This window comes from Delftia sp. BGA-UO-ETr-SB1 (assembly GCF_059567865.1).
On record NZ_JCAQOW010000005.1, the window covers coordinates 557962 to 576230 of the forward strand.

At 68.5% G+C, this 18269-nt stretch carries 13 protein-coding genes and 2 tRNA genes; 6 read left to right on the top strand and 9 right to left on the bottom strand.

Annotated elements, in window-relative coordinates; genetic code table 11:
* The first annotated feature begins 7 nt into the window (after positions 1-7).
* On the top strand, positions 8-2275 hold the full coding sequence (locus tag AC57B5_RS12650) for a RelA/SpoT family protein (protein WP_207444592.1): 2268 nt from the start codon (positions 8-10) through the stop codon (positions 2273-2275).
* Between the two features lie 27 nt (positions 2276-2302).
* Here AC57B5_RS12650 and AC57B5_RS12655 read toward each other — a convergent pair whose 3' ends face one another.
* A complete protein-coding gene (locus AC57B5_RS12655; RefSeq protein ID WP_496399659.1) occupies positions 2303-3169 on the bottom strand; it encodes an NAD-dependent protein deacetylase in 867 nt (288 codons plus the stop codon).
* Between the two features lie 86 nt (positions 3170-3255).
* On the opposite strand from AC57B5_RS12655, the gene AC57B5_RS12660 reads away from it, so the two are divergent.
* On the top strand, positions 3256-4629 hold the full coding sequence (locus tag AC57B5_RS12660; protein WP_486302644.1) for a lytic murein transglycosylase: 1374 nt from the start codon (positions 3256-3258) through the stop codon (positions 4627-4629).
* 4 nt (positions 4630-4633) lie between these two features.
* Here the strand turns inward: AC57B5_RS12660 and greB are convergent, their stop codons facing one another.
* The 3 genes from greB to AC57B5_RS12675 all read right to left on the bottom strand — a co-directional run bounded on the left by greB (position 4634) and on the right by AC57B5_RS12675 (position 5641).
* Positions 4634-5200: a transcription elongation factor GreB gene (gene greB / locus AC57B5_RS12665; RefSeq protein WP_013803797.1), complete on the bottom strand. Its 567-nt coding sequence runs from the start codon at positions 5198-5200 to the stop codon at positions 4634-4636.
* Positions 5201-5318: 118 nt separating this feature from the next.
* Positions 5319-5395 (bottom strand) — tRNA-Arg (locus AC57B5_RS12670).
* A gap of 169 nt (positions 5396-5564) precedes the next feature.
* Positions 5565-5641: transfer RNA gene (locus AC57B5_RS12675), tRNA-Arg, on the bottom strand.
* 182 nt (positions 5642-5823) lie between these two features.
* Between AC57B5_RS12675 and pdxR the strand changes: the two genes are divergently transcribed.
* A complete protein-coding gene (gene pdxR, locus AC57B5_RS12680) occupies positions 5824-7353 on the top strand; it encodes a MocR-like pyridoxine biosynthesis transcription factor PdxR (RefSeq protein ID WP_199962530.1) in 1530 nt (509 codons plus the stop codon).
* Positions 7354-7399: 46 nt separating this feature from the next.
* On the opposite strand, the gene AC57B5_RS12685 is transcribed toward pdxR, so the two are convergent.
* Both AC57B5_RS12685 and AC57B5_RS12690 read right to left on the bottom strand, forming a co-directional pair.
* The gene (locus tag AC57B5_RS12685) at positions 7400-8842 is read right to left on the bottom strand and encodes an amino acid permease (RefSeq protein ID WP_012203946.1); all 1443 of its coding nucleotides are present in this window, start codon (positions 8840-8842) and stop codon (positions 7400-7402) included.
* A 124-nt stretch (positions 8843-8966) separates the two neighbouring features.
* On the bottom strand, positions 8967-9365 hold the full coding sequence (locus AC57B5_RS12690; protein WP_013803799.1) for a nuclear transport factor 2 family protein: 399 nt from the start codon (positions 9363-9365) through the stop codon (positions 8967-8969).
* Between the two features lie 335 nt (positions 9366-9700).
* Between AC57B5_RS12690 and AC57B5_RS12695 the strand changes: the two genes are divergently transcribed.
* On the top strand, positions 9701-11128 hold the full coding sequence (locus tag AC57B5_RS12695) for an NAD(P)/FAD-dependent oxidoreductase (RefSeq protein WP_496399660.1): 1428 nt from the start codon (positions 9701-9703) through the stop codon (positions 11126-11128).
* 80 nt (positions 11129-11208) lie between these two features.
* Here the strand turns inward: AC57B5_RS12695 and AC57B5_RS12700 are convergent, their stop codons facing one another.
* The gene (locus AC57B5_RS12700) at positions 11209-11610 is read right to left on the bottom strand and encodes a group II truncated hemoglobin (RefSeq protein WP_047325961.1); all 402 of its coding nucleotides are present in this window, start codon (positions 11608-11610) and stop codon (positions 11209-11211) included.
* Between the two features lie 39 nt (positions 11611-11649).
* Positions 11650-13182, bottom strand: a complete 1533-nt coding sequence (locus tag AC57B5_RS12705; RefSeq protein WP_496400112.1) for an MFS transporter — start codon at positions 13180-13182, stop codon at positions 11650-11652.
* A gap of 205 nt (positions 13183-13387) precedes the next feature.
* On the opposite strand from AC57B5_RS12705, the gene AC57B5_RS12710 reads away from it, so the two are divergent.
* A complete protein-coding gene (locus AC57B5_RS12710) occupies positions 13388-14269 on the top strand; it encodes a LysR family transcriptional regulator (RefSeq protein WP_016450758.1) in 882 nt (293 codons plus the stop codon).
* 702 nt (positions 14270-14971) lie between these two features.
* Positions 14972-15280, top strand: coding sequence for a hypothetical protein (locus tag AC57B5_RS12715; protein ID WP_496399661.1), 309 nt, complete (start codon positions 14972-14974; stop codon positions 15278-15280).
* A 422-nt stretch (positions 15281-15702) separates the two neighbouring features.
* On the opposite strand, the gene AC57B5_RS12720 is transcribed toward AC57B5_RS12715, so the two are convergent.
* Entirely contained in the window at positions 15703-18237 is a 2535-nt protein-coding gene (locus AC57B5_RS12720) for an ABC transporter permease (protein WP_496399662.1), read from the bottom strand.
* Positions 18238-18269: the final 32 nt, after the last annotated feature.

Sequence of the window (18269 nt, forward strand, 5' to 3'; positions counted from 1 at the left end):
TTAAGTCATGAAAGCGGCCTTGACTTCGTTCACAGCCCCCTCTGATCCCGTACCGACACCCCGGCCCGAGCGCATGTCTGCAGAGCAGGCAGCGAGCGTGTCGGCCAATGCCTTTGCCGGACTGATGGAGCACCTGGGTTACCTGGATGCCACCAGCATCGAGCAGGTGCGCGAAGCCTATGCCTTTGCCGACCTGGCCCACAGCGACCAGTGGCGCAGCAGCGGCGAACCCTACATCACCCATCCCATTGCCGTCACCGCGCTGTGCGCGAGCTGGAAGCTCGACGCCCCGGCCCTGATGGCCGCGCTGCTGCACGATGCGATGGAAGACTGCGGCGTCACCAAGGCCGACCTCGCCCAGCGCTTCGGCCAGGACGTGGCCGAGCTGGTCGACGGCCTCACCAAGCTGGACAAGTTGCAGTTCAACACGCGTGAGGAAAACCAGGCCGAGTCCTTCCGCAAGATGCTGCTGGCCATGGCGCGCGATGTGCGCGTCATCCTGATCAAGCTGGCCGACCGCACCCACAACATGCGCACCATGGGCGACATGCCGCGCAACAAGTGGGGCCGCATCTCGTCGGAGACGCTGGAGATCTACGCACCCATCGCCCACCGCCTGGGCCTGAACCAGACCTACCGCGAGCTGCAGGACCTGGCCTTCCGCCACCTGCATCCCTGGCGCTATGCCACGCTGGAAAAGGCCATCGCCCGCTCGCGCAAGCGCCGCCGCGACCTGGTCCAGCGCGTGCAGGACGAGGTCAATGCGGAGTTCGCCGGCGCAGGCCTGCAGGCACGCCTGGCAGGGCGCGAAAGCACGCTGTATTCGCTCTATCTGCGCATGGAGAAGAACCAGCTGAGCTTTGCCAAGGTGACGGACGTCTACGGGTTTCGCGTCATCCTGCCGCGCGTGATCGACTGCTACACCGCGCTGGGCGTGCTGCACCAGATGTACAAGCCCATGCCGGGCCGCTTCAAGGACTACATCGCCATTGCCAAGAACAATGGCTACCAGTCGCTGCACACCACGCTGGTGGGCCCCTCGGGCGTGAACATCGAGTTCCAGATCCGCACCGAGGAAATGCACATCGTCGCCGAAGCCGGCGTCGCCGCGCACTGGCTGTACAAGGCCCAGCCCGGCCACGATTCCGAGCAGCTGGGCACGCAGTGGCTGCAGTCGCTGCTGGACATACAGAACGAGACGCGCGATGCGGCCGAGTTCTGGGACCACGTCAAGGTGGACCTGTTCCCCGACGCCGTCTACGTGTTCACGCCCAAGAGCGAGATCATGGCCATGCCGCGCGGCGCCACCGTGGTGGACTTCGCCTACGCCATCCACAGCAAGGTCGGCAACCACATGACGGCCGCGCGCATCAACAACGAGGAAGTGCCGCTGCGCACCGAACTCAAGAGCGGCGACGTGGTGCAGATCGTCACCTCCGAGGACGCCACGCCCAACCCGGCCTGGCTGGGCTTCGTGAAGACGGGCCGCGCGCGCTCCAAGATCCGCCACTACCTGAAGTCGGCCGCGCAAAGCGAATCGGCCCGCCTGGGCGAGAACCTGCTGGCCCAGGCCATGCGTGCCGAAGGCATGGATGCCGTGCCGCCGGCCGACGAGGCCAACCAGGCACTGTGGGACGAGGTGCTGCGCATGGCCGGCAGCCGCAGCCGCGCCGACCTGATGGTGGACATCGGCATGGGCCGGCGCATTGCGTCGCTGGTGGCCTCGCGCCTGACGGCGCTGATGGCGCGCCACGGCCACCGGCCCGACGCCCTGCTGCTCACACGCGAACGCTTCAACTCCAGCAACCGCCCCTTCCAGGGTGCCGTGCTGCTGGACGGCTCCAACCAGGGCTCCATCCACTACGCGCAATGCTGCCGCCCCGTGCCGGGCGACCCCATCGTGGGCTACCTGGGCAGTGGCGAAGGCCTGATCGTCCACCATGCGCAGTGCAAGATCGCGCAGCGCCTGCAGGAAAAGGACAGGGACCGCTTCATCGTGGTCGAGTGGGCCGATGAGATGGATGCCGCGCGCCTGTTCGAGGCTCGCATCGTGGTCACCGTCAACAACGGCAAGGGCGTGCTCGCGCGCGTGGCGGCCGAGCTGGCCGGCGCCGAGGTGGACATCCTGCGCGTGGACATGGCCGACGAGGCGGCCATGAGCACCACGGACCTGTGCTTCGTGATCTCGGTGCACGACAACCAGCAGGTGGAGTCCGCGCTGCGCAACCTGCGCCGCGTGCACTCGGTGGTGCGCGCATCGCGCGTCATCCCCTGAACACTGCCCCGCTCCTGCGGGGCTTTTTCATTGCGCCAGGTCCTGGGCCAGCTGCTGCAGCAACGGGCCGCAGTCCTGCTCGATCTTGAGGGCCAGCAAATCCTCGGAGCGCATGCGGCCCTGGTTGATGGCGGCCACCGGCTTGCCCTGGGCCACGGCCTCATGCACAAAGCGCAGGCCTGAATACACCATCAGCGAAGAACCGGCGACCAGCAGCCCGCCGGCCTGCTGCAGCATGGCGCGCACGGCCTGCACCCGCTGGCTGGGCACACCTTCCCCGTAGAACACCACATCGGGCTTGAGCACGCCGCCGCAGTGCGGGCAGGCCGGCACGTCGAAGCGGCTGAAGTCGCGCCCCTCCAGATCGGCATCGCCGTCGGGCGCGGCCTGGGCGCTCAGGCCGGCCCAGCCGGGGTTGCGCTCCAGCAGCATGGCCTGCAGCACGGCGCGCTCCATGCCGGCGCCGCAGCCCATGCAGCGCACGGCGGCGATGCGGCCGTGCAGGTCGATGACGCCATCGCTGCCCGCGGCCGTATGCAGGCCGTCCACATTCTGGGTGACCAGGCCTTCGATCCATCCGCGCCGCTGCAACTGCGCCAGTGCCGCGTGGGCCTGGCCGGGCCTGGCCTGCGCCATCACGGGCCAGCCCAGAAGGCTGCGCGCCCAATAGCGCTGGCGCGTGGCATGGCTGCCCATGAAGGCCTGCAGCGTCACCGGCTGGGGGCGCTTCCACTGGCCTTCCAGATCCCGGTAGTCCGGAATGCCGGAGCCCGTGCTGCAGCCCGCGCCCGTCAGCACCAGCCAGCGCCGGCCGGGCGGCAGCAAGGCGCGCAGGGCCAGCGCGGCATCGTGCAGAACCGGGGACGGTGATGGCGGCGGAGCGATGGCGGTCATGGCCGCACAGCATAGCGGCCCCGCACGCCCAATGCAGAAACACCGTGTTGCACTCCGAGCCGGGGCGCAGCGGAGACAATGGCCGGATGCACCACGCACACGCCACCGCCCAAGCCGCCGCACACGCCACTGCCCAAGCTTTTCCCACCGCCCGCCATCCCGCCGCGCTCAACCGTGCCGCCCTGGCCACCGCCCTGGCCGCCGTGCTGCTGGCCGGCTGCGCGTCCCGGCCGGCGCCTGCGCCGGTCACGGTGCCGCCCTCCATGCCCGCCCCCACGGCGCCTGTCGCGCCCGTGCAGCCCGAACCGGCCACCGCGCCGGACGCCGCCCAGCAGGCCGAGGCCACCAGCTTCGAAGCATGGAAGCGGGATTTCGCGCGCAAGGCGCTGGACGCCGGCATCTCGGAGAAAACCGTGCGCAGCGCACTGGAGCCTGCCCGGCTGCAGCGCCGCGCGGTGCAGCTGGACCGCTCGCAGCCCGAGTTCACGCGCACGCCCTGGCAGTACCTGGACAGCGCCGTATCCGCCCAGCGCATTGCCCAGGGCCGTGCCAAGCTGCGCGAAGCGGCTGCACCGCTGCAGTCGGCCAGCCAGCGCTATGGCGTGCCGGCCGAGGTGATCGCCGCCATCTGGGGCATGGAAAGCAATTTCGGCGGCAACTTCGGCAACTTCCCCACGGTCGATGCGCTGGCCACGCTGGCCTTCGACGGCCGGCGCGCCGCCTGGGCGCAAAAGGAGCTGCTCGCAGCCCTGCGCATCATCGACAACGGCGATATCGATGCGGCCCACATGATCGGCTCCTGGGCGGGTGCCATGGGCCACACGCAGTTCCTGCCCTCCGTGTTCCTGGCCTATGCGGTGGATGCCGATGGCGATGGCCGCCGCGACATCTGGGGCAGCCTGCCCGATGTGACGGCCTCCACGGCGAACTACCTGGCCCATTCGGGCTGGAAGACGGGCGAGCCCTGGGGCGTGGAAGTGCGCCTGCCGGCAGGCTTTGACCATGCACGCGCCGAGACCAGCGTGCGCCAGGACAGCGCGCAATGGGCGGCCGAGGGCGTGCAGGCCGTGGACGGCTCCGCCCTGCCCGCCATGGCCGATGCCAGCGTGATCGCACCGGCCGGCGCGCGCGGGCCGGCCTTCATGGTGGGTGCCAATTTCCGCACCATCCTGCGCTACAACAACTCCGTGAATTACGCGTTGGGCGTGGGCCTGCTGTCGCAGCAACTGGCCGGCGGCCCGGGCGTGCAGGCGGCCTGGCCGCGCGATCTGGCACCGCTGTCGCGCGAGCAGTTGCGCGCCTTGCAGGCCGCGCTCAACGAACGGGGATTTTCGGCCGGCACGGCCGATGGCGTGATGGGCCCGGCCACGCGCGCGGGCCTGCGCCAGTTCCAGCAAAGCCAGGGCCTGGTGGCCGACGGCTATCCCACGCTGGAGCTGCTGCAGAAACTGCAGCCCTGAACGCTCACCCGGCGGCGCTGCCCGGCTCCGGGTAGGTGACTTCCAGCACTTCCAGCGTGCGCACACCTGCGGGTGTGGGCAGGGCCACCTCGTCGCCCACACGGGCCTTGAGCAGGGCGCGCGAGACGGGTGCGATCCAACTGACCTGCTGGCGTGCGCTGTCGGCCTCGTCGATGCCCATGATGGTGATGGTGCGCTCTTCGCCCTCGTCATCGACATAGGTGACGGTGGCGCCGAAGTAGATCTGCTCGCTGCCGGCATGCACGGAGGGATCGACCACCTCGGCGATCTCCAGCCGCTTGGTCAGAAAGCGGATGCGCCTATCGATCTCGCGCAGGCGCTTCTTGCCGTAGAGATAGTCGCCGTTCTCGGAGCGGTCGCCATTGCTGGCCGCCCAGTGCACGATTTCCACGATGCGCGGGCGCTCGTTGTCGATCAGGTCCAGCAGCTCCGTCTTCAGCCGCGCGAAGCCCTGGGGCGTGATGTAGTTCTTGCCGCCCGGCGGCAAGGGCGGCAGGCCGACTTCATCATCGTCGTCGCCGTCGGATTCCTTGGTGAAAGCCTTGCTCATAGGGAGCCGATCTTCACACAGATCACCGCAGCAGGCGAAGACGCCGCACAAACCTCGACACCAACGGCGGCACAAACGAAAAAGCCTCAGAACTTTGCAGTTCTGAGGCTTGTCGCTTTGGTGCGGCTGGCAGGAATCGAACCCACGACCCCTTGGTTCGTAGCCAAGTACTCTATCCAGCTGAGCTACAGCCGCCAAGCTTCGAATTATAGCGTGCTTTTTGAACGCTTACGGAAAACCATGAAAATATCGAAAAATAACCGTTGCCCAGCGCCTGAACCATTGCCACGGCCTCTGTGCGGGCTTGTGCGGGCGCCTGAAACGAAAAAGCCTCAGAACTTTGCAGTTCTGAGGCTTGTCGTTTTGGTGCGGCTGGCAGGAATCGAACCCACGACCCCTTGGTTCGTAGCCAAGTACTCTATCCAGCTGAGCTACAGCCGCCAAGACAACGATTGTATATCAATTTCCGGCCTCTCCGCAAAAATTGCAACCATCGCAAACTCCGGGCCCCGTGGCGCACCGGCTGGCCTATATTGGCCGGTCGCGGATGCAGGCCCTGCCCTGCACCTGCGCGGGAGACAAACACAGCGAGCGGCCCGCCGCAGCGGCGGGAACGACAAGACATGACAGACAAGCGCGCGGCCATGCAGCCGCAACCGCCCGAGGGCGCCATGTGGGGGCAGCTGTTTCGCCGCAGCGCCCGCCCCTCCCTGAGCCTGCAGGGCCAGATCCGCGAGATGCTGGTCGATGCCATCCTCTCGGGCATCCTCGCACCCGGCGAATCCATTCCCTCCAGCCGCGAGCTGGCGCGCCACCTGGGCGTGGCACGCATCACCGTCGTGCTGGCCTACCAGCAACTGGCCGAGGAAGCCTTTTTGCTGAGCCGCCAGCGCAAGGGCCACTTCATCCATCCCGACGTACTCAAGGGGCGCACGCCGGGCGGCGCTGCGGCCAGCAGCACGCCTGGCGAAGGCCGCCGCACCGACTGGTCGCGGCGCCTGTGGCTGCTGCCCAGCCAGCAGCGCAGCATCGTCAAGGAAGAGGACTGGCAGCGCTACCCCTATCCCTTCCTGTACGGCCAGTTCGACAAGGAGCTGTTTCCCACGGCCGCCTGGCGCGAATGCTGCCTCAAGGCCCTGGGCGTGCTGGACATACGCCAGTGGGCGCCCGACCAGATCGCGCGCGACGACGAGATGCTGATCCAGCAGGTGCAGACCAAGATCCTGCCCAGGCGCGGCGTCTGGGCCTCGGCCGACGAGCTGATCATTACCGTGGGTGCGCAGCACGCCCTCTACATGGTGGCCGACCTGCTGATGCGCGAGGGCACGGCCGTGGGCATCGAGGAGCCCGGCTACCCCGACGCGCGCAACATCTTCAGCAGCCGCACTTCACAGGTCATCCCGCTGCCGGTGGACGGCCAGGGCCTGCCGGTCACGCCGCTGCTGCGCCAGCTCGACTACCTCTACGTGACCCCCAGCCACCAATGCCCCACGGGCGTGACCATGCCGCTGGCGCGGCGTGAGGCGCTGCTGGAGATGGCCGAGGCGCACGACATCATCCTCATCGAGGACGACTACGAGAGCGAGAGCAGCTTCGACGGCCAGCCCATTCCGGCGCTCAAGAGCCTGGACCGCAGCAACCGCGTGATCTACGTGGGCAGCCTGTCCAAGAGCCTGGCGCCGGGCCTGCGCGTGGGCTACATCGTGGCTGCGCCCGAGCTGATACGCGAGCTGCGCGCGCTGCGCCGGCTCATGATCCGCCACCCCGCCACCTTCGTGCAGCGCACGCTGGCCATGTTCATCTCCCTGGGCCACTACGAGGCCCAGCAGCGGCGCCTGGCCCAGGCGCAGAAGGAGCGGCACGCGGCGCTGACGGCCGCCATGGCCGAGCATGCCCCCGGCTGCCGCATCACGCCCGTGCGCGGCGGCGGCTCGTGCTGGGTGCAGTTGCCCGACCACATTCCTGTCGAAGCCCTGGCGCAGCGCGCCGCAGCGCACGGCGTGCTCATCGAGCCCGGCGATGTGTTCTTCGCACGCCCGGGCACGCCCGGCAGCTACATGCGCATGGGCTACCAGTCCATACCCGCCAACGACATCGGCCAGGGCGTGAAGGCCCTGGCCGATGCGATCCGTGAGGAGCAGCCCGAGAAGTAACGCAAGGAGTGGCCGGAACCGGCCCTGCCGGTCCCGTCGCCCTGAGTCAGTACTTCTGCGGTTCGGGCTGCGCGGCCTCGGACAGCGAGGACACCACCGGCGCCACGCCACGCTGCAGGAACTGCCGCACGCCATAGGCCAGCAGCAGGATGCACAGGCTGGCCACGCCCAGCGCCAGCGGTGTGCGCTGCTCGGGAATGAAGGCCATGGCGATGACGATGGACAGCATGCCGAAGATGGCGAACCAGGTCAGGTACGGATAGCACCACATGCGCACCTTGAGCAGGTGCGGCGCCTCACGCTCCAGGCGGGAGCGCAGGCGCAGCTGCGAGATGGCGATCAGGATGTAGACGAAGATCGCCACCGTGCCGTAGGAATTGACCAGGAAGGCGAACACCTTGTCGGGCGACACATAGGACATCACCACGGCGCCGTAGCCGAACACCGTGGCCACCAGGATGGCGCGCGTGGGCACGCCGTTGCGGCTGACCTTGGCCAGCGCCTGGGGCGCATCGCCGCGCCGCGTCAGCGCGAACAGCATGCGCGAGGATGCATACAGCCCCGAGTTCAGCGCCGACAGCACGGCCGTCAGCACGATGGCGTTCATGATCTGCGCGGCAGCGGGCACGCCCATGGTGTTCAGTGCGCTCACATACGGCGTGGCGATGCCAACCGCATTCCAGGGCACCAGGCAGGCCACCAGGAAGATGGAGCCCACATAGAACACCAGCACGCGCGTGATCACCGAGCTGGTGGCCTTGGCCACGGCCTTCTGCGGCTCGGCCGTTTCAGCCGCCGCAATGGTCACGATCTCGGCGCCGAAGTAAAAGCCCGTGGCCGCCACGGCCCCGGTCAGCACCGGCACGATGCCGTTGGGCATGAAGCCGCCATTGCCGGTGAGGTTGCCGAAGTGCATGCCCTGCGACGCAGGCGTCAGGCCCAGCACGTAGACGCCGGCCACGAACAGGAAGACCACGATGGCCGCCACCTTGATGGAGGCGAACCAGAACTCGAACTCGCCAAAGGACTTCACCGAGACCAGGTTGGTCAGCGTCAGCATCACCAGCAGCACCAGGCTGATGCTCCAGTTGGGGACATCGGGCAGCCAGTAGCGCACCAGGTCGGCACCGGCCACGGCCTCCAGCGCCACGACGATGACCCAGAAGTACCAGTACATCCAGCCCGTCAGAAAGCCTGCCAGCCGGCCCACGCCGGGGCGGTCGCGCCAGGCCTCTCGCGCATATTCGTAGAAGGACCCTCCGCCGGGCATGGAGCAGGCCAGCTCGCCCAGCATGCGCATGACCAGCACCACGAGCAGGCCCGTGATGAGGAAGGAAAGAATCGCGGCCGGCCCGGCCGACTTGATGACGACGCCGCTGCCCACGAACAGCCCGGCGCCGATGACGCCGCCCAGGGCGATCATGGTCATGTGCCGCTGTTTGAGCCCGTGTGAAAGCCCCGGCGAAGAGGCTTGCTGATGTCCGATCATGTCTTGTCTCCTGTTGCGTTCAGGCGCCACGGCTGATGCTCTGTTGTGGTGGCTGCGCAGGTGCGCGCCTTGCCGTGGCGTATCCGGTGTTCCCGGTGGCACGGGGCCGCAAGGCCCCGCGCCGTCAGGCGGCCGCCACCGGCGGGCGGTCCTTGCGGAAGGCGTTCTTCACGGCGATCTTTCCGTCCTTGAAGGTGAAGACATCCACCATGCGCGCTTCCACGCGCAGGCCGTCGGCCTTGGTGCCCTTGAAGGTGCTCTCGGACACGCCACGGTCGCCCTGCACGAAATGGTCTCCATCGAGCCAGGCCGCGTCGGGGAAGGCCTGCCAGGCCATCTGGAAACCCTCGCGCACCGCCTGGCGGCCGACGAAGCTGCGGCCCATGAGATCGGGCCCGGCCACGGCGTGGAACTCGCATTCATCGGCCATGAAGCCCATCAGGGCCTCGATGTCGTGGCGGTTCCAGGCCTCGGCGAAGCGGGCCAGGAACTGGGCATCCGGAGGGTTGGTGTCTGCGCTCATGCTGTCTCCTTGTCTGTGGTGGGTACCACGGCGCCGGGCCCCGGGCAGGGCCGCCGCGCCGCGTCATCGAAATGTCGATGGGCCATGGTAGGTAGCAGGCACACGGACCCGTTAGAACCAGATGCCATCAATCGTTAGGTCCAGGCGCGCGCACCGGCCGCCACTGGCTCTATCGAAAGCTGGGCTGTGGCGCTAACTGGCTCCATGGCCTGCTGGCTATGCTGATTCCATCGTCGGCGCACCGCCTTGCAGGGCTTGCCGGCATTGGCCCCATTCCACCGAATCCATAGCAAAAAGCGGCAGATCCCAAGCCGCCGCACCAGGAGACATCCGCCATGAAAGCCGAGGACATCCGCCCCAGCCACCTGCGTCCCTACGACCCTCAGTACGACCCGCTGGTGGCCGCCAACCCGGGCCACGGCACGGGCTATGCGCCCACTTACTGGGTCGGCACGGCGGGACGCCCGCCAGACGATGACGGCCCCGTCAGCGGCGACATGGACGTGGACGTGGACGTGGCCATCGTCGGCTCGGGCTTCACGGGCCTGGCCACGGCCCTGTTCCTGGCGCGCGAGCACGGCATACGCGCCGTGGTGCTGGACGCCAACCAGACCGCCTGGGGTTGCACCAGCCGCAACGGCGGCCAGGGGCAGAACGCCAGCGGGCGCCTGTACCGCTCGCAGTGGATTGCGCGCTGGGGCAAGGACGTGGCGCTCAAGCTCGACGCCGAGATCCGCGAGGGCTTCCAGACCTTCAAGGACCTGGTGGCCGAATTCCCCGAGTGCGAGCCCCAGCCCGGCGGCCACCTCTACATCGCCCACCGCGAAAAGAAGCTGGATTTCCTGCGCAACGAGACCCAGATCATGCGCGAGGTCTTCGGCTATGACGCCCGCATGCTCAGCCCCGAGGAGCTGCGCCGCGACTATGTGAACGATGCCGACAGCCACGGCGCCATGCACGAGCCCGACGGCATCGGCGTGCACCCGCTCAAGCTGGCCTTCGGCTACCTGCGCAAGGCGCGGGAGCTGGGCGTCAAGGTGCACCCGGCCAGCCCGGTGCTGGACGTCGAGACGCGCAACGGCGTGCACCACCTGCGCACGCCCGGCGGCACCGTGCGGGCGCGCGCCGTGGGCTTTGCCACGGGCGGCTACACCAGCAACGCCCTGCATGGCAGCCTGCGCTCCAAGATCATGCCCATCCTCTCGAACTCGCTGGTCACGCGACCGCTGACCGAGCAGGAACTGGAGGCCACGGGCTTCAAGACCACCCAGGTCATCACCGACACGCGCACGCTGCGCTTTTACTACCGCCGCCTGCCCGACAACCGCGTGCAGATCGGCAGCCGCAGCGCCGTCACGGGTGCCGATGCGCCCAACCCCATCCACATGGCCAAGCTGGTGGACGGCCTGCACCGCAAGTTCCCGGCGCTCAAGGGCATCACCATCGACTACTCATGGTGGGGCTGGGTCGATGTGAGCCACGACATGATGCCGCGCGTCTTCCAGCCCGATCCTGCCCAGAGCATCTTCTACGCCGTGGGCTATGGCGGCAACGGCGTCTCCTTCTCGGCCCACGCGGGCCGGCGCATGGCCGAGCGCATCGCGGGGCGCCAGAGCAAGACCTTCGAGCTGCCCATCTACAACTCGGAGCTGGAGTATCCGAACGTCTTCAACATGGTGCGCTCACCCGCGTTTGCGCCGTTTCGCCGGCTGGGGCAGCGGTTCCTGTACCACTGGTACTACATGCGCGACGAAAAGCTCTGAACCCCAACAGATTGCTGCTTGGGCCGGCCTCCTGCAGGGGGCCGGCCCTTTTTTTCAGCAGCGCCGGGGGCAGCCACCTGCTACCGGTTCCGCATCCAGTCGGCCGTGTTCATGAAGCTGGCCTTGAGGCGCACGCGCAGCTCTTCGGGCACGCCGGTCTCGCCCATGGCCTGGTCCATGCAGGCCACCCACTGGTCGCGCTCCAGGATGCCGATGGAAAACGGCATGTGGCGCATGCGCAGGCGCGGGTGGCCGAAGCGGTCCTGGTAATGGTCGGGGCCGCCCAGCCAGCCGCACAGGAACCAGAACAGCTTCTGGCGCGCATCGGCCAGCGTGCTGCCGTGGGCGGCACGCAGTTCGGCATAGCCGGGCTCCAGGTCCATGAGATCGTAGAAACGGTCCACCAGGGCCTGCACCCTGGGCTCGCCGCCGATCCATTCATAGGGGGTCTGGGGGGCGTTGTTCTGGGATTCCTCTGACATGGCGAAAAGCGGCTGGCGGCTGAGTGAAACCCGCGATTGTCAGGCATGTGCCATGTCCGTGCCCGTACCGGTATCCGTGGGGGCCCCGGCACGCAGGAACCCGTACACCGCCAGCGCCGTGAGCACCGTGATGCCCGCCAGCACATCCAGCAAGATGCCAAAGGCCTGGCCATAGGCCGCCAGCACGGCGGGTGCAGACAGGCCGGGCAGCAGGGCCATGGCCTCGGCGATGTTCCCCGTCACCAGCAACTGCGCCGCGCGGCCGGTGGCATGCACCGCCTGCACCGCCTGGGGCGCCTGAGCTGCCAGGGCCGATAGGCGCCATGCCAGCAATGCGGCCAGCCCCGCGCCCACCAGCGCCAGCGCCATGCCCTCGCCCGCCACGCGCACCGTGCTGAAAATGCCCGTGGCCATGCCGGCGCGCTCGCTGGGCACCACGCTCACAGCCAGGCCATCCATCAAGCCCCAGGGCAGCCCGATGCCCAGGCCGATCAGCAGCAGCGGGGGCGCCATCTGCGCAAAGGCCGTGCCCGGCGCGCACCCGCCCAGCCACAGCAGGCCCGCCGCGCACACCAGCAGCCCCGCCAGGCACAGCAGCGCGGCCGAAACCCAGCGCGTGAGCCAGCCCGCCAGCAACGGCACGAACAGCATGGGCAGGGACAGCACAAACATCAGCTGCCCCGCCTGCAGCGGCGCCATGCCCTCCACGCCGATGAAGCGCACCGGCAGCAGCACCAGCAGCACCACGAAGGCATAGGCCGGCGCACCCGCCAGCAACTGCACGCCCACGAAACGCGGATAGCGAAACAGCGACAGGTCCAGCATGGGCTGCCCCGTGCGCTGCTGCACGCGCCGCTCCACGGCCACAAAGGCCGCCAGCGCCAGCGCGGCACCGGCCAGCGGCAGCAGCGCCGCCCCGCTGGACCAGCCCGCCTCCGGCCCCTGCAGCACGCCCCAGGTCAGCAGCGCCAGGGCTGCGGTGAACAGCAGCGCACCGGCCCGGTCCAGCCGCTGCGCCTTCGGATTGCGCGACTGAGGCATGCAGCGCAGCCCCAGCACCAGCGCGGCCAGCGCCACGGCGGCCACGCAAAGCACCACGCCGCGCCAGCCCGCCACGCCCAGCAACCAACCCGACAGCAACGGCCCGAAGGCCAGGCCCACGCCGAACGACGTGCCCACGCCACTGAAGGCGCGCATGCGCACCGTCCCGTCGAACACCTGGGCCAGCGCCGCCGTGCCGCCCGCCAGCGCGGCGGCCGCGCCCAGGCCCTGCAGCGCACGCAGCAGGTTGAACACGACAATGGCCCCCTGCCCGCCCAGGCAGGCCTGGGCCAGCGCACTGGCCAGCACCACGCCCAGCCCGGTCAGGAAAACGCGCCGCCGCCCGTGCAGATCGGCCAGCGCGCCGGCGGCCATCAGCGTGGCGCCAAAGCTCAGCATGAAGGCATTCGTCACCCAGTTGAGCGCCAGCGGCCCGCCGCCCAGCGCCTCGCGCAGCGCAGACAGGGCCACGGCCGGCCCGGTAAAGCTCAGCGGCATCGCCAGCGCCGCAAGGCACACCGACAACAGCACCCAGACCGGGGATGCACGCGGTCGCGCTGTACCGTGGAGCGCATCCGGTGCGCGGGAAGAAGTCAGGCAGGAGGACATGGTTGGCAAGGCTTTCGCAATTTCCCGGCCGCACATGGCCAGGCATGCATGAACGATAAAAGCGCTGCAATGCCGTGAGAATAGGCGCCAGACTCCCCACACTCCCAACCCAAGGTTGGCAATCGACATGGACAGCTTCAGCGGACTCGAATCCTTTGTGCGTGCAGCCGACCTGCTGAGCTTTGCCGAGGCCGGGCGCGCCCTGGGCATCTCGGCCTCGGCCGTAGGCAAGAACGTGGCGCGGCTGGAACAGCAACTGGGCCTGCGCCTGTTCCAGCGCACCACGCGCCAGGTGCGCCTCACGCAGGAAGGCGCGCTGTTCCACGAGCGCTGCCGCCGCATCCTGGATGAACTGCACGATGCGCGCGCCACCATGCAGGCCGCCGCCGAGGCGCCGCGCGGACGGCTGCGCGTGAGCCTGCCCACCATCGGCTACCGCTTCCTGCTGCCCGTGCTGCCCGAGTTCCAGGCCCTGTACCCGGAGGTTGACCTGGACCTGGACTTCAACGACCACCTGGTGGACGTGGTCGAGGCCGGCCTGGACGTGGTCATCCGCAGCGGCGAACTGGCCGACTCGCGCCTGGTCGCGCGCCGGCTGGGGCCGTTCCGCTTCATCCTGGCCGGCTCGCCCGACTACCTGGCGGCACGGGGCATACCGCAATCCCCCGCCGAACTCGCACAGCACAGTTGCCTGCGCTACCGCTTCCTGAGCAGCGGCAAGCTGGAGGAATGGGTGCTGCCCGGCATGCCGCCCCACCTGCCCGCCGCCCTGGTCTGCAACAACATGGAAGCCATGCTGGGCGCGGCCGTGGCGGGCATGGGGCTGGCCTATATGCCGGACTTCCTGGCGCGCGATGCACTGGGGCGTGGCGAACTGCAGCGGGTGTTGGCCGAGGACCTGACGCACACGGGGCAGTTTTCGGCGTTGTGGGCGTCGAGCCGGCAGTTGTCGCCTAAGGTGAGGGCGTTTGTGGATTTTGTGGGGGAGAGGCTGTTCAAGGAGTCTTGAACGGGGCCGTCCCCTGCTGTTGCTCGTTCTTGTCCCTGCTGTTGCTCGTTTCTGCCCCTGGTGTTGCTCGTTTCTGCCCCTGCCGGGTGGTTGTTTTTCGAGGCCGGGTCTCGGCCCGGCGGCCGACTGCCCTTTCTTGATTCGCCAAGAAAGGTCAGATCAAAGAAGGCGACCCGGATGTCCGCGACCCTCCGCTTCGCTGCGGGCAACCTGCGTCGTGGCGGTTGCGGGGTTCGCTGCGGAACTCGCTTTGCGCTTCGCGCGCCGCTCAGACAACCGCAGCGAGTCAGATCACGAAGCAGTCCTGTCCTTCGGCAGGACTGCAACCCCGCAACCACCACGCCGCAGGCGCTGACATACGGGAAGTTGGTGCGGGCCGTTGCTTCGCTCGGCCATTTTTTGGGCGCGCTCGTCGTCCAAAGCATCTATCATTTCGACCGGCCCCCTGTTCAGGGGCTGGTGCTTCAAAACACCTTTATAGAGCGGTGCAGCCTCCCCGTCAGCGAGGCCTTGTCACGTCTGGATCATCGGACCGTGGGCGCCTGCCCACGTCCCTGCGGTTACGGACGGGATGGGGCTACCCGCAAGGGCGTCCGCACGGCTCTGTACGTGTTTTGAACATCCCGTCCACCTTCTTCGCGCTTCAAAACGTAAAGCGGGTGGCTTCCATCTCACAGAGGAGAGCGAAACCATGCACGCCATATGTCCCATCCTGGTTACCGTCACCTGCAGGGCAAGGTCATGAAGCGGGAAACACGATCCACCAGCGCAAGAACCACGCAGCTGAACTTCTCCATCACCGAGGTGAACCGAATGGTCCAGATGGGCTGCAACGAGGTCTCCTCCATCTCCCAGCTCGCCCAGGCATGGCTGCTATCGCCCGAAGGCCTGCGCGACACGGACGTGGTGACCAACGCCTTGCGCACCATTCAGCACAGCGCCGAGCGGCTGGCCACCTACGTGGAAGACGAGATCTATCTCCTGCGCAACACCGCCAAGCCCGAGGTCTGAAGCATCAGCCTCAGCCCACGAAAAACAGCCGAGCGCAACAATGGCGCATCGGCTGTATTGCATTTCCGGCTGTTGGCTGTTGGCTGTTGGCTGTTGGCTGTTGGCTGTTGGCTGCCCCAGCCTCCCCCCTTCTGCCCACGCCTGCGTTGGGCGGGAGCCTGCCGAAGGACAGGCTTGCTTCGTCATCTGACTTGCCGCAGTTGTTTGAGCGAAGCGCGCCAGCGCGCAGCGAGTTCTGCGGCACACCCCGCATCCCGCCCAACGCAGGTCGCCCGCAGCGAAGCGAAGGGTCGTGGGCAGTTTGGGGCGCGCTTCTTTGCCTACTTTCTTATCGCGCGATAAGAAAGTAGGTCGGCCGCCGGGCCGAACCCCGGCCTCGAAAAACAACCACCCGGCAGGGGCAAAAAACAGAACACAAAGACCTACTCAGCCACCTGCCTCAACGTATCCATCACAGGCCTCCTCAACACCTCCCGCAACGCCCACCACCCCGCCATCCAGGCCAGCAAGGCCCCGGCAACAGCCCCCGCCAGCGGAGCCCACCAGGGCACGGTCCAGTTGAACTCGAACACCCAGCGCGCCAGGGCCCAGCCCACGGCCGCCGCCGCGCAACTGGCCAGGAAGCCCGCCAGCAGGCCCACGCCGGCCAGCTCGGCCCGCTGCACCTGCGCCAGCAGCCGCGCCTGGGCACCGACGGCGCGCATGATGGCGTACTCGCGGGCGCGCTCCTCGCGCGTGGCGGTGACGGCGGCGAAGAGCACGACCAGGCCGGCGGCCAGGGTGAAGCCGAAGAGGAATTCCACCGCGCGTATCACCTGGTCCAGCACGCGCTGCACCTGGGCCAGCGTGGTGCTCAGGTCCACGTTGGTGATGTTGGGAAACTCGCGCACCAGGGCGTTGTCGAAGCCCGCCACGTCGGGCGCGCGGTAGGCGGCCAGGTAACTGACGGCCACGTCGTCCAGGTGGTCCACGGGATAGATCACGAAGAAGTTGGCACGCATCGATCCCCAGTCCACCTTGCGCAGGCTGGTGATGCGCGCCTCGCTGGGCACGCCGCCCACGTCGAAGCCCAGCGTGTCGCCGAGCTTGAGGCCCAGGGTCTCGGCAATGCCGTCCTCCACGCTGATCTCGCCCTTGGCGCCAGGCGTCCAGGTGCCCGCCGTGATCAGGTTGTGTGCGGGCGCCTGCGCCGTGGTGGAGAGGTTGAACTCCCGGTCCACCAGGCGCTTGGCGCGGTCTTCGCTGAAGTCGTCGGGGCTGACCGGCTTGCCGTTGACGGTGACCAGACGCCCCCGGATCATGGGGAACCAGTCATAGGAGGTGACGCCAGCCTTGTCCAGCGCCGCGCGGAAACCGTCGGCCTGCTCGGGCTGCACGTTGATGACGAAGCGGTTGGGCGCGTTGGCCGGAGTGGCCTGGCGCCAGCTGCCGATGAGGTCGGTGCGCAGCAGCACCAGCAGCATGAGCGCCAGCAGCCCCACGGCCAGGCTGCTGATCTGCACCACGGCATAGGCGGGGCGCGCGGCGATCTGGCGCGTGGCCAGCACCAGCCAGCGCGGCGCCGTGCTCTCGTGCACCAGGCGGCGCAGCACCTGCACGGCCAGCCAGCCCAGGGCCGCGAACAGCAGCACGGCCACGGCAAAACCACCCACGGCGATCAGGCCCAGCTTGATGTCGCGGCTGGCCGCCAGCAGCAAGGCCGCAAAGCCTGCCACGCCCACGGCCAGCACCACCACCGAGGCAGGCTTGAGCGCGCCCAGGTCGCGGCGCATGACGCGCAGCGGCGGCACGCGCGCCAGCTGCAGCACGGGCGGCAGGCCAAAGGCCAGCAGCAGGGTCAGCCCCATGCCCACGCCGAAGGCCGCAGGCCACAGGCCCGGTGCGGGCAAGGCGGTTTCCACCAGCCCGGCCAGCAGCAGCACGAAGACATGGTGGATGGCCCAGCCCAGCAGCACGCCCGCGGCGCTGGAGGCCAGTCCGACCAGCACGAACTCCACCGTGTAGGCGCCCGCGATGCGCCGCTGGCTCTGGCCCAGCACGCGCAGCATGGCCGAGGCGTCGAGGTGGCTGTTGGCAAAGCCGCGCGCAGCCAGGGCCACGGCCACGGCCGACAGCAGCGCCGCCAGCAGGGCGACCAGGCTCAGGAATTTCTCGGCGCGGTCCAGCGTCTGGCGCATCTCGGGGCGGCCGCTGTCCAGCGACTCCACGCGCACGCCATGCACGCCGGGCGCCTTGGCCTGCTGCTCGGCCCAGACGCGGTAGCGCTGCACGGCCGACTCGGAGCCATCACCCGCGCCGGCCACGGCCAGGCGGTAGGTGATGCGGCTGGCCGGCTGCACCAGGCCTGTGGCGGCCAGGTCGGCGGAGGTGATCATCACGCGCGGCGCAAAGTTCATGAAGCCCGCGCCCCGGTCGGGCTCGATGGAGATGATGCGCGCCACGCGCAGTTGGGCGTCGCCCAGCAGCAGCATGTCCCCCACGCCTATGCCCAGCGACTCCAGCAGCGGCGCATCGACCCAGGCCTCGCCCCGCGCCGGTATCTCGCGCGTGGCCCGGTCGGCCGCGCCGGGGGCATCGGCCACGCGCAGGCTGCCGCGCAGCGGATAGCCTTCGGGCACGCTCTTGAGCGCCACCAGGCGGCTCATGCCGCCTTGCGCGTCGCTGGCGCGCGCCATGGTCGGGAAGCTGGATGTCTCCAGGGCCTGCAGCCCTTCGGCGCGTGCGCGCTCGGCAAAGGCCGGCGCCGTGGTGTTGTCGCCCACCACGACCACGTCGCCGCCCAGCAGCTGGCGCGCATCGCGCTGTAGCCCCGCCTGCAGCCGGTCGGCAAAAAAGCCCACCGAGCTGAGCGCGGCCACGGCCAGCATCACGGCGACGATCAACAGGCGCAACTCGCCCGCGCGCAGGTCGCGCCACAGGGTGCGCCAACCCAGGGTCCATGCAGAAGATCCATTCATGCCGCGCAGATTAGCGCAGGCGAAGATGGGCA

Excerpts from the sequence above, each read along its gene's own strand:
- AC57B5_RS12650 (WP_207444592.1), top strand. The coding sequence starts at position 8 with ATGAAAGCGGCCTTGACTTCGTTCACAGCCCCCTCTGATCCCGTACCG.
- AC57B5_RS12655 (WP_496399659.1), bottom strand. The coding sequence starts at position 3,169 with ATGACCGCCATCGCTCCGCCGCCATCACCGTCCCCGGTTCTGCACGAT.
- AC57B5_RS12660 (WP_486302644.1), top strand. The coding sequence starts at position 3,256 with ATGCACCACGCACACGCCACCGCCCAAGCCGCCGCACACGCCACTGCC.
- greB (WP_013803797.1), bottom strand. The coding sequence starts at position 5,200 with ATGAGCAAGGCTTTCACCAAGGAATCCGACGGCGACGACGATGATGAA.
- pdxR (WP_199962530.1), top strand. The coding sequence starts at position 5,824 with ATGACAGACAAGCGCGCGGCCATGCAGCCGCAACCGCCCGAGGGCGCC.
- AC57B5_RS12685 (WP_012203946.1), bottom strand. The coding sequence starts at position 8,842 with ATGATCGGACATCAGCAAGCCTCTTCGCCGGGGCTTTCACACGGGCTC.
- AC57B5_RS12690 (WP_013803799.1), bottom strand. The coding sequence starts at position 9,365 with ATGAGCGCAGACACCAACCCTCCGGATGCCCAGTTCCTGGCCCGCTTC.
- AC57B5_RS12695 (WP_496399660.1), top strand. The coding sequence starts at position 9,701 with ATGAAAGCCGAGGACATCCGCCCCAGCCACCTGCGTCCCTACGACCCT.
- AC57B5_RS12700 (WP_047325961.1), bottom strand. The coding sequence starts at position 11,610 with ATGTCAGAGGAATCCCAGAACAACGCCCCCCAGACCCCCTATGAATGG.
- AC57B5_RS12710 (WP_016450758.1), top strand. The coding sequence starts at position 13,388 with ATGGACAGCTTCAGCGGACTCGAATCCTTTGTGCGTGCAGCCGACCTG.
- AC57B5_RS12715 (WP_496399661.1), top strand. The coding sequence starts at position 14,972 with ATGTCCCATCCTGGTTACCGTCACCTGCAGGGCAAGGTCATGAAGCGG.
- AC57B5_RS12720 (WP_496399662.1), bottom strand. The coding sequence starts at position 18,237 with ATGAATGGATCTTCTGCATGGACCCTGGGTTGGCGCACCCTGTGGCGC.